Annotated in this window: 14 protein-coding genes; 11 read left to right on the top strand and 3 right to left on the bottom strand. The window is 60.9% G+C overall.

What is annotated here, in order from left to right; genetic code table 11:
- Nucleotides 1-31: 31 nt before the first annotated feature.
- Complete coding sequence (locus ACILSE_RS18330; protein WP_395718878.1) at nt 32-1351, bottom strand: Gfo/Idh/MocA family protein; 1320 nt, start codon at nt 1349-1351, stop codon at nt 32-34.
- 72 nt (nt 1352-1423) lie between these two features.
- Between ACILSE_RS18330 and ACILSE_RS18325 the strand changes: the two genes are divergently transcribed.
- From ACILSE_RS18325 to ACILSE_RS18315, 3 genes are read left to right on the top strand one after another with little or no spacing between them, the layout of a single operon-like run.
- Nucleotides 1424-2125 carry a YggS family pyridoxal phosphate-dependent enzyme gene (locus tag ACILSE_RS18325; RefSeq protein ID WP_395718877.1) on the top strand — a complete coding sequence of 234 codons (702 nt, stop codon included), beginning with the start codon at nt 1424-1426 and terminating at the stop codon, nt 2123-2125.
- Between the two features lie 33 nt (nt 2126-2158).
- Nucleotides 2159-2902, top strand: a complete 744-nt coding sequence (locus ACILSE_RS18320; RefSeq protein ID WP_395718876.1) for a hypothetical protein — start codon at nt 2159-2161, stop codon at nt 2900-2902.
- 9 nt (nt 2903-2911) lie between these two features.
- Nucleotides 2912-3319, top strand: a complete 408-nt coding sequence (locus ACILSE_RS18315; protein ID WP_395718875.1) for an RNA-binding S4 domain-containing protein — start codon at nt 2912-2914, stop codon at nt 3317-3319.
- A gap of 15 nt (nt 3320-3334) precedes the next feature.
- On the opposite strand, the gene ACILSE_RS18310 is transcribed toward ACILSE_RS18315, so the two are convergent.
- Nucleotides 3335-4966: a sulfatase gene (locus ACILSE_RS18310; protein ID WP_395718874.1), complete on the bottom strand. Its 1632-nt coding sequence runs from the start codon at nt 4964-4966 to the stop codon at nt 3335-3337.
- Between the two features lie 96 nt (nt 4967-5062).
- On the opposite strand from ACILSE_RS18310, the gene ACILSE_RS18305 reads away from it, so the two are divergent.
- The 7 genes from ACILSE_RS18305 (at nt 5063) to ACILSE_RS18275 (ending at nt 11262) form a co-directional block, all read left to right on the top strand.
- Nucleotides 5063-5365 carry a hypothetical protein gene (locus ACILSE_RS18305; RefSeq protein ID WP_395718873.1) on the top strand — a complete coding sequence of 101 codons (303 nt, stop codon included), beginning with the start codon at nt 5063-5065 and terminating at the stop codon, nt 5363-5365.
- A gap of 51 nt (nt 5366-5416) precedes the next feature.
- Nucleotides 5417-6157 carry a TetR/AcrR family transcriptional regulator gene (locus tag ACILSE_RS18300; protein ID WP_395718872.1) on the top strand — a complete coding sequence of 247 codons (741 nt, stop codon included), beginning with the start codon at nt 5417-5419 and terminating at the stop codon, nt 6155-6157.
- Between the two features lie 280 nt (nt 6158-6437).
- On the top strand, nt 6438-7070 hold the full coding sequence (locus ACILSE_RS18295) for a hypothetical protein (protein WP_395718871.1): 633 nt from the start codon (nt 6438-6440) through the stop codon (nt 7068-7070).
- Nucleotides 7071-7083: 13 nt separating this feature from the next.
- Nucleotides 7084-8220, top strand: coding sequence for an FtsX-like permease family protein (locus ACILSE_RS18290; RefSeq protein ID WP_395718870.1), 1137 nt, complete (start codon nt 7084-7086; stop codon nt 8218-8220).
- 2 nt (nt 8221-8222) lie between these two features.
- Nucleotides 8223-8924, top strand: coding sequence for an ABC transporter ATP-binding protein (locus ACILSE_RS18285; RefSeq protein ID WP_395718869.1), 702 nt, complete (start codon nt 8223-8225; stop codon nt 8922-8924).
- Nucleotides 8921-9862 carry an efflux RND transporter periplasmic adaptor subunit gene (locus tag ACILSE_RS18280; protein ID WP_395718868.1) on the top strand — a complete coding sequence of 314 codons (942 nt, stop codon included), beginning with the start codon at nt 8921-8923 and terminating at the stop codon, nt 9860-9862. Before ACILSE_RS18285 ends, ACILSE_RS18280 begins: the two co-directional genes overlap by 4 nt.
- The gene (locus ACILSE_RS18275; RefSeq protein ID WP_395718867.1) at nt 9859-11262 is read left to right on the top strand and encodes an efflux transporter outer membrane subunit; all 1404 of its coding nucleotides are present in this window, start codon (nt 9859-9861) and stop codon (nt 11260-11262) included. The genes ACILSE_RS18280 and ACILSE_RS18275 overlap by 4 nt, the downstream gene beginning before the upstream one ends.
- Before the next feature lie 81 nt (nt 11263-11343).
- Here the strand turns inward: ACILSE_RS18275 and ACILSE_RS18270 are convergent, their stop codons facing one another.
- The gene (locus ACILSE_RS18270; RefSeq protein WP_395718866.1) at nt 11344-13932 is read right to left on the bottom strand and encodes a hypothetical protein; all 2589 of its coding nucleotides are present in this window, start codon (nt 13930-13932) and stop codon (nt 11344-11346) included.
- Nucleotides 13933-13998: 66 nt separating this feature from the next.
- On the opposite strand from ACILSE_RS18270, the gene ACILSE_RS18265 reads away from it, so the two are divergent.
- Nucleotides 13999-16080, top strand: a complete 2082-nt coding sequence (locus tag ACILSE_RS18265) for an FAD-dependent oxidoreductase (protein ID WP_395718865.1) — start codon at nt 13999-14001, stop codon at nt 16078-16080.
- The last annotated feature ends 31 nt before the right edge of the window (nt 16081-16111 follow it).

Genomic DNA, 16111 nt, shown 5'->3' with positions numbered 1-16111 from the left:
GCTCCTTCGAGCTTGTTTGAAATCGTTTCCTTCAAACGATCTCCCAGCCCTTGCGGTAGTCGCGGCGCACGAATTTGTCGGCGGCGGCGCTGTTCGGGATCTTCAGCGCGGGGGCGTCCCACTGCAGCGTCTCGTTCGGGAAGGCGCTGGCCAGGCAGCCGAGCAGCACGGCCTCGGTGAGCGGGCCGGCGTAGTCGAAGTTCGCGCTGGGCTTTTTGTCGCCCTTGAGGCAGCAGTCGATGAAGTCGGCCCAGTGGTTGCGGGGTTCGAGCTTGGGATACTTGAAGCCGGTGAACTTGTCGCGCGGGTAAAGCATGGGCGTGGAGCCGTGCGGATGGAGCAGGACGCCTTCGGTGCCGAGGTAGATGGTGCCCTGGCCGGGGAATTTCTTCACGTCATCGCCGGTGAGCGCCATGACCTCGGCGGGCGGGCGTGCGTCGCCGTCGGTCCAGGTGACCTTGATGCTGTCGCCGTAGGTGAACTTGGTGCCGAGGAAGGTGTATTCGACGACGGCGTTGATGGCCCAGTTGTCCTTGTTCGGCGCGGGGCCGCGGGAGGTGACGGAGATGGGCGCGGCGAGGTCGAGCGAGCGGAACCAGCCGCTGAACATGTGGCAGCCCATGTCACCGAGCGTGCCGGTGCCGAAGTCGCGGCGTTTGCGCCAGTTTCCGGGATGATCGTAGCCCTGGATGTAGCTGCGCTCCTGCGCCACGCCGAGCCACTTGTCCCAGTCGAAGCCCTCGGGGATGGGGTCGCTCTTGGCCGGACGCGGCTCCATGTCGCCCCATTTCTTGTTCGAGAAGGTGTGGGCCTCCTTCACCTTGCCGATGGCGCCCATCTGGATGAGCTCGACGGCGAGGCGCTCGGAGAAGTCGGAGGAAACTTGGATGCCCATCTGCGTCATGACGCCGCGCTCACGGGCGCGCTCGACCATCTGGCGGCATTCCCACAGGTTGTGGGCGAGGGGCTTCTGGCCATAGACATGCTTGCCCTTCGCGATCGCCGCGATGCCGATGCTGCCGTGCATGTGGTCGGGCGTGGAGACGTTCACGCTGTCGATGTTGTCGGCCTCCTTCACCAGCAGCTCGCGCCAGTCCTGATAGACCTTGATGTCCGGCCAGCGCTCCTGCGCCTTTTTGAAATTGCGCGTGTCCACATCGCAGACGGCCACCAGCTCCCACATCGGATGATTGGACATGCTGCTCATGTCCGCCCAGCTCATGCCGCTGGCGCCGAAGGCCGCGTGGCGCAGCTTCCCGTTCGGAGAGGCGGCGCGCATGCCGGTGGTGACCCACGGGGCGGCGAACAGGGTGGCGGCGGACTGGCGGATGAAATGGCGGCGTGATTGCATGGGCGGAGGTGGGATGGAGCGCGAAAATACGTTGCGCATGCGGCGCATCTTCCGTTTCTCTGCATTCATCGCATGAACGACATCCACGACCGCCTGCAATCCATCCGCGAACGCATCGCCGCCGCAGCAGCACGCGGCGGGCGAGATCCGGCCTCGGTCGAGCTGCTCGCCGTGTCGAAGACCTTTCCTGTCGAGACGATCCGCGAGGCGGTGGAGGCCGGACAGCTTCTCTTTGGTGAAAACAAGGTGCAGGAGATCCTGGCCAAGGCGCCGCAACTGCCCGCGAAGCTGCAATGGCACCTCATCGGCCATCTCCAGTCGAACAAGGTCCGCAAAATCCTCCCGGCGGTGAAATGCATCCACAGCATCGACTCGCTCGATCTCGCGCGCGATGTGGACCGCATCGCTGGAGAGCTGGGGTTGTATCCCAAGGTTTATCTGGAGGTGAATCTCGCCGCCGAGGGCAGCAAGCACGGCTTCAGCACTGAAAAGCTGCGCTCCAGCCTCGAAGACCTCTACGCCCTGCGCCGGCTCGAAATCCAAGGCCTGATGTGCATCCCGCCTTTCGATCCGGACGCCGCGAAAAGCCGCCCGTATTTCGTGCAACTGCGCGAACTGCGGGATGAACTCGAAAAACAAGGCGGCAGCCCGCTTCCGCTCCTCAGCATGGGCATGAGCCACGACTTTGAAATCGCCATCGAGGAGGGCGCGACCATCGTGCGCGTCGGCAGCGCGATCTTCGGCGATCGAAAGCCCAAAGGCATCGCTGCTTGACCGATGAACCAGTCGTTGACACTCCTAACCACCATGAACTGCCGCCTGCTTCCGATCCTGCTCGCCACCACCGCCTCTTTCGCCGCTGACCTGCCGAAAGTTCCCTCGAAACCCATCGCGGTGAAGAAGGAGGAACTGTTTTCCGATGATTTTCAAGGTGCCGAGCCCGCCAAGGTCTGGCACAAGGTCGTCCCCACTTTTACGGTGGAGAATGGAGCGCTCAAGGGCACGCAGACACGCGATGTGACGATCCCTGCGGCTGACGGAAAGCCCGAGATTCGCGCGCACGCCGCGGTTCACGGGCTGGAAATCCCCACGAAAGACAGCGTCGTCGAATGCCGGATCAAATTCGAAGGTGCCTCGATGATCGATGTCGAGTTCGACGACCGCAAATACACCGGCTGCCATTACGGCCACATCTGCCGCGCCCAGGTCCGGCTCAACGGCGTGACCATCATCGACGAGAAGGACGGCAACATGCGCAATGACATCTATGCGATGAAGAAAGACCCGGCGAAAAAGGCCGAGGTCGCCAAACTGCTCGTCGGGCGCCAGGTGACCTATCCAATGAAACTGGAGGCAGGCAAATGGTACACCCTCGTCGTCGAAACCGTCGGTGATGAGATGCGCGTGACCATCGACGGCAAACCTGCGGCTTATCTGAAATCCTCCGGCATCGCTCATGCGACGAAGTCGAAGATTGAGCTCGGTGTCGCGGGCAAGGACGGCTACTTCGACGACCTCAAGCTCTGGAACGCCGAGGCTGCGAAGCGCTGATCGCTGATCATGCCCGATCCCGTCCTCACCCAGCGCGCCGACAAGTGGCTGCATCATGTGCGCGCCTTCAAAACGCGTTCCCTGGCCACGCAGGCCTGCGCGAAGGGCAATGTCATGCTAGGCGGCCAGGTGTTGAAGGCCTCGCGTGATTTGAAGGTGAACGACGTGCTGGAAATCACGCGTGGTGATCTGCGCCTCCGTTTGAAGGTCGTCGGTTTCCCGCCGCAGCGCCTCGGACCTCCCCGCGTGGCCGAATTCTGCGAGAACCTGACGCCGGAGGAGTGGTATCAAAAAGCGAGCGAGTTGCGCAAGGAGCGCGCGCTCATCACGCCGCATGCGCACGAGATGATCGCCAAGCCTGACAAGAAGCAGCTCCGCGAACTGCGGAAGTTCTGGGAAGAGCAGGACGATGCATGAGGTGATGCGGACGGCTTACTCCGCCTTCGCTTTGCCTTTGCCCTTCTTTTTGCCTTGCTGGCCGGTTTTGGTGTCCTGTGTGAAAGGCGGCAGCTCAAATGGCACCGGGTCCTGCGTCACGCGCGGATCGCCGGCGGCTTTGAGCTTCGCCATGAGCTCGGCGGCCATTTCGGCTTTCTTGGCGGCGAATGCGGGCTCGGCGGCGATGTTGATGGTGGCATCGGGGTCCTTGCTGAGGTCGTAGAGCTCCTCCTGCGGCCGTTTGGCAAACGCGTAGTCGAAGTACCACTTGTATTGCGAGTCGTTGCGATGCGCGATGAGCCAGGCTTTGGCCGGTGAGGCATCCATGTCCGGGAAGGCGACATAGGTTTCGTTCTCCATGTCTTTCATCGGCGGCGTGTTCGTGTCCGTGAGCAGTTTGTAGTCGCCCATCGGCATGCGCTCCGGCTTGAAGTTGTGAATGTAGAGCCAGCCGTCCTTGCGCAGCGCCCGCTGCGGATACGGCAGGTTTCCTTCACGGGCGATGCTCACATGACGCTCGCGCCCGGTGATGACGTAATCACGCTCCGGCTCCACCTTGCCGCTTTTGCCGCTCTTCATGAGCGAAACGATGCTTTTGCCGTTCACGCCAGGCGGAATGGCCGCGCCGCCGATTTCCATGAAGGTGGGCGCGAGGTCCATGAGGTTTACAAAGTCCTCGATGTAGCGACCGCCCGGCTGTCCGGGCCAGCGGATGGCGAGCGTCACATTCACGCCGAAGTCGTAGAGATTGCATTTGCCGCCGGGGAAGCCCGGAGCGCCGTGATCGCCGCTGATGACGATGATCGTGTTTTCCAGCTCGCCTTCTTCTTCGAGCCTTTTGACCAACACACCGACCTGCGCATCGAAAGCCTGGATCTCGCCGAGGTAACTTCCAAAATCTTCGCGGAACTCCGGCACGTCCGGCAGATGCTTTGGCAGCTTGCCCTTCAAGTCGTCCGGTTTGATGCCCCACAGCGCCTCGCCGCTGCCTTTGACCCATTTGCGATGCACATTCGTCGGTCCATGCCAGAAAAGGAACGGCGCACCCTTCGGCCGCGCTTTGAGGAAATCGTCAAAATTGCCCCGCACCTCGGCATAGAGCTCGTTTTTCGCCTCTTCGAGCGGTTTGCCCGCCGCGACCATCTTTGTCACCTCTTCGGAGAAGTTGTTGAAGCGTCCGCCTGCCTTCTGATACGCGTGTGCCTGACCACCGAACGGCGCATCGCCCGGTTCGCCGGGGCTCCACACTTTGAAGGCCTTGCCGATGTGAAAGCCCTTGTCTTTCAGCGTGAGCGCAAAACTCGGAATCGCCGGATCCCACACTGCGCCGTTCAAGATCGCGGCGCGACCGCAGTTGAAAAAATAGCGGCCGGAATTCAGCGCGCTGCGACACGGCGTGCATGATGGCGCATTCACATACGCCCGGCTGAAAAGCGCCCCCTCGCGGGCGATGCGGTCGATGTTCGGAGTTTTGACCACCTGATTCGGCGACGGGAACTTTTCATGCTTCGCATACTCGCTCGCATAACGTCCCCAATCGTCCGCGAAGCAGAAAAGGATGTTCAACGGCTTTTCCGCCGCAGTGGCGAGCGAAGCAAAAAAGAGGAGGCTGGTCAGGAATCGCATGGCCGCCCTTCAACGTCCGACTAGCGGCCAAACCTTCTCCAAAATCGGCACGAAGAATCATCTCGCCAGATACCAGGACGTCTTCATCATTCGCGGATGCTCCACGCCCTGCTCGATGCCACGCAAGTCCTCGGCACTGTCGAAATCGACGGTGTCACCCACGAAGTCTGCGCGGAAGCGGTCGCGAATCACGACCGTCGCACGAACCAGCTCACGGTGAACCTTCGTGCCTTCCTGCGCAGCGAGCAGCAGGAGCACATCGGCGAGCAAAGCCTGCCCGCATGGCTTCCCGCGCCAGAAACAACCACCGAGCATGTCGAGGCCGGCGAAGCCCATGTGGTGGCGAGCGATGTTTTCTCAAGCTGGAAACGGAAGGTAAGTGCGTTGATTCCAAGCTGAGTGTGGTGAAAGAATTTGACTAACGGTCAAAAAAAGAGATTTGATTCGGCCATGCCTTCCCCAAATCCTGCTCTCAGCCGCAAGGAGCGCGAGTTCATCGCGCGGGAGGAGCTCATTTTGAAGCATGCGCGGCGGTTGCTGCTGGAGAAGGGCTTTCAGGCCTGGAACATGGACCAGCTCGCGGAGGCCGTGGAGTATTCGAAGGGCACGCTGTATCAGCATTTCAGCTCGAAGGAGGATCTGGTGCTCGGTGTGGCCACGCAGTCGCTGCGGCAGCGGGCGGACCTTTTTGAGCAGGCGGCGACTTTTCAGGGCCGCACGCGGGAGCGCTGCCGGGCGATCGGCTTTGCCTGCTGCGAGTTCGCGATGGCGCATCCGGATTATTTCCACACGGACATGATGCTGAAGTCGTCGTCCTTCATCGAAAAAGCCAGCCAGGAGAGGCGGGAAGCTCACGCCTTCGAGGGGATGCGCTGCTGGCGAGCGGTCAGCACCATCATCATTGAGGCGATGGCCCTCGGCGACCTACCCAAGGACCGCGTGACGGCCGAGCAGGCCACCTTCGCGCTCGTTTCCGTGACCGTAGGTAGTCACATCATGGGCCAGGAGCCGAATCTGAAGGTCTTCGCCGGCATCAAGGACCAGATGCAGGCCGTGCGGCTAAACCAGGACCTGATCTGCGACGGCCTTGGCTGGAAGCCGCTGCTGCACGAGCACGACTACCGCGCCACCGACTTACGCATCCTGAAGGAAATCTTCCCCTCCGCCTCGAAGTGGCTCAAGGCCGCCTGATCCCTGTCTCTTTTTTTGCCCCTGCATTGACCATTAGTCAAACAACGACCTTCATTCATGAACTTCATCGCCCTCCGCATGCTCATGGCCGACAAGGCTAAGACGACCTGGTGTGCATCTTCACTTTCTCGAATTATTCCGAGCAATGCGAGCCCTTGAAACTCGGGCTTATGCTAGAGCCGAATACTCACAAAAAACGCATCATGAGTATTCTCAATTAAGCCGCAACCTACTTCAAAATTACCGGCCAGAGATCAAAACTTGCCCAATCAAAAACATCATGAACTCATCTCACAAACTTAATCTGCTACTCGTGCTAGCCAGTCTCTTTTTTACAGCCTGCACATCAACCAAGTCAACCAGAGCTACGTCACCGCCACCGGTTCCTTTGAGCGAAACCGCATCCAATCTGAAGTCACTTTTTAATCAGCACCCAGCTCCGCTACATATTCATCTCACCAAAGTGAGTAGCGATGGCAAAGCAAAGTCGAACAATGCCTTGACCGCATTCGGACTAGGCGGAGCGACGCTTCCACTCGTGATGAATCTGACCGACCTAGACATCCAATCCTCCACTGCAACTGAGTCTGGACTGGATCTTCGCTGCAAAGTGTATGCAAAGGTCAATGGCCTTCCTCCATGGTGCCCCCGAGTGACAGGTAAGGTAGATTGGACCAGCTCAAAAACACCCGTGGTGACCTTGCCCAACTTTTACTGCAATTGGGCGGTGATCGGTAATGTCTCGATGACGCTCGAACTCAGAGTCGATAAAGTCGATCTTAAATCCAAGACCTTCAAAGGCACTTATACTGCACGCTTCATCGGGACAGGGAATGCATTCGGCAAAGGTGGCTATCAGGCGACACTCTCATCCGCAAATGACGCAAAATCGCTAAAGGACGCAAAACCATAAAACAAAGACATTCATGAACTTCATCGCCCTCCGCATGCTCATGGCCGACAAGGCGAAGTACTTCGGCCTCGTGTTCGCCTTCGCGTTCTCGACCTTTCTGCTGCAAAACCAGGTCAGCATCTTCTGCGGCATCATGAAGCGCACCGGCAGCCAGGTGCGCGATGTGACTGATGCGGAGATCTGGGTGATGGATCCGCACACCGAGTATTTCGAGCAGACGAAGGCGCTGAAGGACACCGACCTCTTCCGCGTGCGCGGCGTGGAGGGGGTGGACTACGCGGTGCGGCTCTTCAAAGGCAATCCCACTGCGAAGACGGCCGCCGGGAAATTTGCCTCTAACTTCACGCTCGGCCTCGATGACGCCACGCTGGTCGGCGCACCGCGAAAGATGCTACTCGGGACCTGGGAAAGCCTGCGCGAGGCGAACAGCATCGTCATCGACCGTGCCGGCTATGACCTGCTTTATCCCGGCGAGCCGCTGGAGCTCGGTCGCGTGCTGGAGCTGAATGATCACAAAGCCCGCATCGTGGGCATCTCGGATGCCGCCGCGCCGTTTGTGAGTTTTCCGGTCATTCATGCGCGATACAGTGAGGCGGTGCTGTTTCAGGGTCGTGAGCGAAAGATGCTCAGCTACGTGCTGGTGAGGCCGCGGGCCGGTGTCGATGCCGTGGCGCTGGCCCGGCGCATCGAGAGAGAAACCGGGCTGAAAGCCCGCACGACGGCGGAATTCGCGTGGGACTGTGTGGTGTATTATTTAAAGAACACCGGCATCCCGGTGAATTTCGGCATCACCATCGCGGTGGCCTTGATCGTGGGCCTCGCGGTGAGTGGGCAGACGTTCTACATGTTCACCGTCGAGAACCTGCGGCAGTTCGGCGCCTTGAAGGCCATTGGAGTCACGAACCTGCGCTTGGTCGGCATGGTTTTGCTGCAAGCGCTCGTCGGCGGTGCCATCGGCTATGCGCTCGGCACCGGCATGGCGGCGGTGTTTTTCAATGCCACGCTCAACCAGCTCGCCACCCGCGGCATCGTGCTGATGTGGGAAGCCGTGGTCGGCGTGGCCGTGCTCATGGCCCTCGTGGCCGCAGCCGTGAGCCTGCTGAGCGTGCGCAAGGTGCTGGTGCTGGAACCCGCGAGTGTTTTTAGATGATCATGAAGACGAACGAACCCCATGCCGTCACCTGCCGCACCGTGCGCAAGCACTTCGGCGAAGGAGAAAACCGCACCGAAGTCCTGCGTGGTGTCGATTTCCATGCGCGCCTCGGCGAGATGACCTTCCTTGTCGGCCCGAGCGGCTGTGGCAAAACCACGCTCATCTCGGTTATCGCCGGCTTGCTGGAGCCGAGCGAAGGCGAGGTCGATGTGCTCGGTCGTGCGCATGGTTCGCTGCGTGGCAAAGACCGCGTCGAGTTTCGACGTCGCGAGCTCGGCTTCGTGTTTCAACAATACAACCTGCTGCCCTCGCTCACCGCTGCAGAGAATGCCGCGGTGCCGTTGATCGCCGATGGCATGAAGCGTGACGACGCGGTGAAACGAGCCACCGCCTTGCTCGACCGTCTTGGCATTGGCGCGAAGGCTTCATCCTATCCACGCTTCCTCTCCGGCGGCCAGCAGCAGCGTGTGGCACTGGCTCGTGCGCTCGTGCATGAGCCGCGGCTCGTCATCTGCGATGAACCCACCGCGGCACTCGACCACGAGACCGGCGAGTCGGTCATGCAACTGCTCTCCAGCGCCGCCGTGGCACCGCAGCGGGCCGTTCTCGTCGTCACGCATGACAACCGCGTCTTCCACCACGCCCACCGCATCGCCCACATGAATGACGGCATCGTCACCCAAATCACCTCACCCTCATGAAACTCCCCGTTCTACCTCTCATCGCGCTCTTTTCCCTCGGCTGGGCGGTGACCTCGGTCATCAGCAAGCTGCCGCAGGAAACCGTCACCGCCCCGCCCGCACCTCCACCACGCTCCGTCTATGCCGACACCGTGGCCGCGGTGGGCTTGATCGAGCCTTCGAGCGAACTCATCACGCTGGGCAGCCATCGCAGCGGCGTGGTCGAGCAGACGCATGTCAAAGCCGGCCAGCAGGTGAAAAAGGGCGATACGCTTGTGACGCTCGACACGCGACAGCTTCGCGCCGAGCTCGCCGTCGCGAAGGCGCACGTGAACGAAGCGCAGGCCGCGCTCGCCGTTTCACAGGCCGAGGAGGCGCAGGCGCGGCGGAATGTCGAATTCGCCCGCAGCCTCACCGATGCTCGTGCGATGTCCGATGAGGAACGCACGCAGCGCGAGCTCACGCTCGGCACAGCACAAGCGAAGGTGAAATCCAATGAAGCTACAATTCTGCGAGCACGGACACAGATCGAGGTCATCGAGACTGAACTCGCCCGCAGCGTCATCACCGCGCCACGCGATGCCACCGTGCTCCAGGTGAAGGTGCGCGAGGGTGAATACATCGCCGCCACGCCGACGGAGACACCTTGGCTCGTGCTGGGCGACATGAGCGTGCTGCACGTCCGCGCGGATGTGGACGAATACGAGGCCTGGAAGGTCCGGCCGACCTCGCAAGCCACCGCGCAGGTGCGTGGCAACCCCTCTTTGGCCGCGCAGCTCGAGTTCGTGCGCTTTGAACCGCTCGTCATCCCGAAAAAATCCCTCACTGGCGATGCCACCGAACGCGTGGACACACGCGTGCTTCAAGTGATCTATCGTTTGCAGAAACCCGTGCCCGCCGCTCTCTTCGCCGGCCAGCAGATGGATGTATTCATCGCCACCCAGGACGCCCAGCCATGACCTCAAAAACCCTTCTCTGCCTCCCTGCCCTGCTGCTCGCCTCCTGCTCGGTGGGACCGAACTTTGCCCTTCCAGACCTCGCGCTGCCCGCGAAGTGGAAAAATGGCAAAACAGCTAGCGTGAGCGATCTGCCGATGCCGGGTGAATGGTGGCGCTTGTATGGCTCGTCGGATCTCAACCGCCTCGTCGATCAGGCGATGAGCAGCAATCAGGACCTTCGCGGTGCTCTCGCCCGCGTGGAGACAGCGCGTGCTCTCATCGGCGTGCAGGCATCCGAATGGTTTCCGCAGCTCAGCTTCAAAGACGCGATGCAGTATGAGCGGCTCTCGCAGACCTCGTTTGGTGCCAACCTGCCCCCCGGCATCCCGCTCCCCTCGATTCAGCGCCGTCGCTTTCAGAGCCTTTTCGAGTTCGGTTGGGAGCTGGACCTTTGGGGTCGTGTGAGACGTGGTGTGGAAGGTGCCAAGGCCAGCGAGGCCGCCGCCGCGGAGACGCTCGCGGCACAGCGCCTCAGCCTCGCCTCAGAAGTGGCGCGTCTGTACTTTCTCGCGCACTCGATGGACAAGCAAATCGGCGTCGTGAACGAGACGCTCGAGTGGCGTCAGGAAGCCATGAAGCTCCAGGAATCCCGCTTTAAAGGCGGCCTAGCCAATGAGATGGATGTCTCGCGGGCCAAAACGGAACTTGAGCTCGCCCGCAACGATCTCGCGTCTCTCGAACGCCAGCGTGGCAATGCGGAAAACGCGCTCGCCGTGCTTTGCGGCCAGCTTCCGAGCACGTTCAAGCTTTCACACAATGCCGCGCTGCCCTCGCCACCGCGAGTGCCGGGCGGCCTGCCCTCCACGCTTCTGCAGCGTCGCCCCGACATCCGTGCCGCCGAGCAAAAGATGCGTGAGGCGAATGCGCAGATCGGCGTGGCGAAAGCGTCGTTCTTCCCTGCTTTCAAGATCGGCGGCACCGGCGGTCTCGAAAGCATCGGCACGGTGGACTTCTACGACGCGAAGAGCCGCACGCTCACCATCGGTCCCAGCATGACGCTGCCGATTTTCCAAGGCGGCCGGCTCAAAGCGAATCTCGCAGCAAGCAAAGCACGCTACGAGGAAAGCCTCGCCGCCTACCGCCAGAGCATCCTCACCGCCATCCGGGAGGTCGAGGACAGCATGCTGGACTCCCAAGGCTATGCACGGCAGTCCGCCGCACTGAACGACGCCATCAAGGCCGCGCAGGAAACGCAACGCCTCGCCGAGCTGCGCTATCAAAAAGGCCTCGCGAGCTACTTTGAGGTCGTGGATGCGAACCGGACGGTGTTGAATGCGAAGCTGCTGGCCGCGCAGGTCGAGGGGCAGCGCTTGATCGCGACGGTGGCGATGCTGAAGGCTCTCGGCGGCGGGTGGAAGTGAGGGGATGGGTTATGAGTTATGGGTTATGAGTGAAGATGTAGGGCTTAACGCATCACTTCTAACCCTTAACTTTTTCAGGACTCACTTCACCTGCACCCAAACCGGTGACGACCACGCCATGTTGCCATCGTTTTGCTCGACGCGGAGGTAGTAGCGGTTTTCGCCCTGAATCGGTGATTCGTCGGTGAAGGTCTGGGAAAAGGTCTTCGCGTTCGGTTCCCACTGCTGGTGGTTCTTCTCGTTGCGGACCAACGTGACGCGTTGGATCGGCGCGGTGCCGTCGATGGCGAATTTTAGCACGGGTTTGCCGCTGAGAGCGATCTCGGTGCCGAGGAGTTTGTCGTTGCAGGTGAACTCGACGAAAATCTTGTCGGTGGCGGCGATGGTGCGGCGGGCGTTGAGGCCTTCGATGATGCCTTCGCGGGTGAATTCCTTCACATAAACACCGCCGTAACTCGTGTGGGTGGAAATGTGGTCGCTATTCGCCCACACGCCGAGCTTGTGGCCGATCTCGAGCGCATGCTGATACACGCCGTTGTTCTTCACGGTGAAGCTCCTGATAGGTTCGCCCACGACGGGCACGCCGACGACATCGGAGGAGTGATTGTACTTCTCGCCTTCACGCAAGCCGACGGTCGGCTGCGGTGCGCCGGGGGCCTCGTAACTGACGCGGGCGCCTTGATAGATCTCGATGACGTTTTCGACGCGATGATCGATGGGCGGGATTTGATCCCAATCGGTGCCCATGCCCGTCGCGCCGGTGTGAGAGATGGCGGTGACAGGTTTGCCGTAGCGGGTGAGCACGCTCCAGAGTTCGGAGGGATGCAACTCGGCCTCGCCGTCTTCTTTGACGGGAAAAAGCTTCTGCCAGGGCGAGGCGAGGTAGTTTTTCCGTTGGATGTAAACGATGGGGCCGCCGCGCTGGGCGAAGACCATGTTGCGATGCCCATACGGCCACTTTTGCTCGCGCTCGTAGGCATACATGCTGGTGAAAAAACCGGGCGCGTAGAAGACATCGACGAGTTTCTGGTTCAGCCACCACTCGTAAGGCGTGTAGATCTTCGCGATGTCGGTGTGGTCGCTGGTGCCGAGGGTGTCGAGCTTGCCCATGTCGATGGCGTAGCGGAACTGCTCGACGATGCAGCCGTCGTTCGCGGTGATGCAATTCGAGACGTCGGTGTGGCGGTGGTAATCGCCCCAGTAGAGCTTGTAGGTCACGCCGTCGTGCGTCCAGGTGTGACGCTCGTTTTGCGCACGCTCGGGCGTGGTGGCTTTGATGTAGGCGGGGAAAGGATCGCGTGGTTTCGCTGCGGGCGCGGCAACGAGCGGCACATCGGCATCCGTGGCGACTTTGGCGAGGTGGATGCCGGTGTTGAGCTGGAGCTTTGAGCTGCGCAGATCGCTCGGCCACGCGATCCACAGGCTGCCATCGCTGCCGAGGGCGTGCGTGGTCTGATGATCCTGCGAATAGACGCTGCCGGGAATGGCAAAGGGCTTCGTCCATTGCTTCGTGACGGCGTCGTAGCGTGTCAAAGCGATGCGCCAGGCATAGTTCTTGAAATAGCGCACGGTGAGCCACGGACGGCCCGCCGCATCGAGCATGACGTGCGGCAGATTCAGCGCGGCGACTTCATTCGGAGCCGCACGCCCCTTTTCCTTGGCCTGCGCTGCCGCTTTTTTCTTCTGCTCCGCGGCCTTGGCCTTCGCCTTCGCGTTGTTGCCGCGCGGCGCTGCTGCCTGACCGGGTTGTGGACCGGGAAGATCGGCGAAGAGGGCATCGGGCGCGGGGAGTTCGGTCACCTGGCCGCTTTCGATGTCGAAGTAGGCGAAGACCGTGTCCTTGCGGCCATTGAGACCTTGCGCATGCCCATGCGCACGCATGTCGAGGCCCCACTGCTGATTGCCGCGCTCGCAGGTGATCCACAGGCCTTTGCCCTCTTTTGATCCGATGGCCGAAACGCGGCCTTCATAGCGATCGGTGGCGATGAGCTGCTTCGCCTCACCCGCTTGCAGATCGTCGCCGATGGGCGTGGCGTAGATATTGAATTCGTTGCCACGCGCCGAATCGAACACGACCCACGCCTTCCCACCCGCAAAGGCCACGCAGGGCTCCCAATCGCCTGCTGAGTCCTGGGTGACTTGGATCTCGCGGGACCACTTTTGGCTCTCCACATCGAAAAAACGGCAAAACACGTCCGCAGTGGTGCCGCGCATGCCTTGCCACACGCACCACACATCGCCGGAGGGACTCGTAGCAGCCTTGGCGAAGGCGTTACCGCCATTGGGCGATGAGGCGAGCGTACCGACCTCAGCTTTGCCATCGCGGATTTGCGTCCAGCGCAGTTCCATGAGGTCTTTTTCATTCACCTGACTCCAAATCACATGCAGCACGCCTTTGCGATCCGTCGCCAGGCTCGGCTGATGGATGATACCGGGCTCGCCGATGGTCAAAACCTCGCTCAAAGCTCCGTCGGTGAGCTTCGCGACCTTCAGCGTGTCTTTTTCGCCATCCCACTGCACAAAAGCCACATGCGGCATACCGCCGCCATCCGCCGCGAGAGCCGGGAAATCGCTCCATTTGCCCTCTGGCTGCAACACCGCGGGTTTAGGCAGCAAATCCTGCGCGTAGGCAGAAACGGCGAGGAGCGAGAGAAGGGCTGGTCGGAGCATGGCGCTCTAAACATTCTGTTTGCCGATTCCTTTCATGCTGCGAAGAAACGAACCACTCCTCCAACCATGAAAAGCCGCGCCTTTTTCGCCTCGTTTGCCCTCCTGGGTTCCATGCTTCCCGCTGCGGAGCACGACGTCGTTATCTACGGCGGCACCTGCGCCGCCGTCACCTCCGCCGTGCAGGTGAAGAAGATGGGCAAGAGCGTCATCATCGTTTCGCCGGAAAAGCACCTCGGCGGTTTGAGCAGCGGCGGTCTTGGATTCACCGACACGGGCAACAAGGCGGTCATCGGCGGCCTGGCGCGGGATTTTTACCATCGCATCTACCTGCACTACCAAAAGCCGGAGTCGTGGAAACAACAGAAGCAGTCCGAATACGGCAACAAGGGCCAGGGCACGCCCGCGATGGACGGCGAGAACCGCACGATGTGGATTTTTGAGCCGCACGCGGCCGAAGGCGTGTTTGAGGATTACATCAAGGAGTTCGGCATCGAGGTGGTGCGCGATGAATGGCTGGACCGTGCGAAGGGCGTCAAGAAAGACGGTGACCGCATTGTGAGCATCACCACGCTCAGCGGAAAAACCTACGCAGGAAAGATGTTCATCGACACGACTTATGAAGGCGACCTCATGGCCGCCGCAGGCTGCGATTACCATGTCGGCCGCGAGGCGAACAGCGTCTATGGCGAGGAGCACAACGGTGTGCAGGTCGGCGTGCTGCATCACGGCCACCACTTTGGCAAAGTGAAGCCTCCCGTCAGCCCCTACAAGATCCCGGGCGATCCGAAGAGCGGCGTGCTGCCCCGCGTGAGTACGGAAGATCCTGGCAAATTCGGCGAAGGAGACAAGAAGGTGCAGGCCTACTGCTTCCGCAGTTGCTACACGAACGTGCCGGACAACCGCATCCCGTTTCCGAAGCCTGAGGGTTACGACGCCAGCCAGTATGAAATCCTCCTCCGCGTGCTGAACACCGGCTGGGGCGAGTTTTTTGAGAAGTTCGACCCGATTCCGAACCACAAGACCGACACCAACAACCACGGCCCGTTCAGCTTCGACAACATCGGCTACAACTATGACTACCCCGAGGCGAGCTACGAGCGCCGCAAGGAGATCATTGCCGAGCACCGGACCTATCAGCAGGGCCTGCTCTGGTTTGTGGCAAACGATCCGCGAGTGCCCAAGAAGGTGCAGGAAGAACTCCGTCAGTGGGGGCTGCCGAAGGATGAATTCACCGACAACGGCCACTGGAGCCACCAGCTCTACATCCGCGAGGCGCGCCGCCTGATCGGCGACTATGTGATGACCGAGAACGAACTGCGCAAAAAGAAGCCCACGCCCGAGTCCGTCGGCATGGGCAGCTACACGATCGACAGCCACAACGTGCAGCGCTACATCACGCCAGAAGGTTTTGTTCAGAACGAGGGCGACATCGGCGTCAGCACGAACGGCCCTTATGAGATTGCTTATGGCTCGCTCGTGCCAAAAAAGGGGCAGGGGAGCAACCTGCTCGTCCCGGTGGCCATGTCCGCGAGTCACATCGCGTATGGCAGCATCCGCATGGAGCCGGTTTTCATGATCCTGGGCCAGTCCGCGGCCACGGCGGCCGTTTTTGCCATCGAGGACAACCTGCCCGTGCAGCGAGTGCCGTATGTGAAGCTCAAGGAGCGGCTCCTCAAAGACGGCCAGGTGTTGCAATACAGCGGCCCAAAGAGCTCGCGCGGCATTGAGGCGAAAAAGCTCAAGGGCATCGTCCTCGATGACACGCAGGCCAAAGCCACCGGCCACTGGCAGGAAAGCGGCGCGGCGAAAGGTTTCATCGGCGACGGCTACCAGCACGACGGCAACGCCAAGGATGGCCTGAGCAGCCTGCGTTTTGAGCCGAAACTCGAAAAACCCGGGAAATATCGCCTGCAGCTCGCCGTGCCGCCGAACAGCAATCGCGCGACGAACGCGCTGGTCGAGGTGCAGCACCTCGGCGGCGTGAAAAAGCTCCCAATCGACCTGAAGAGCGGCAAAGAGGCCGAAGGCGTTTTCTGGATCGACCTCGGCGAGTTCGACTGCGGTAACGACACTGCCATCAGCATCAGTAATGCCGGTGCCGACGGCTACGTGGTCGTGGACGGAGCCCGCTGGCTGCCCTTGGAGTGATTATGAGCCGTCCTCCCTCTTCGCGGCAACT

The organism is Prosthecobacter sp. (assembly GCF_044236155.1).
Taxonomy (GTDB): Bacteria; Verrucomicrobiota; Verrucomicrobiia; order Verrucomicrobiales; family Verrucomicrobiaceae; genus Prosthecobacter.
The sequence above is the reverse complement of the archived record's forward strand: the minus strand, read 5'-3'. Positions and strand labels throughout refer to the sequence as shown.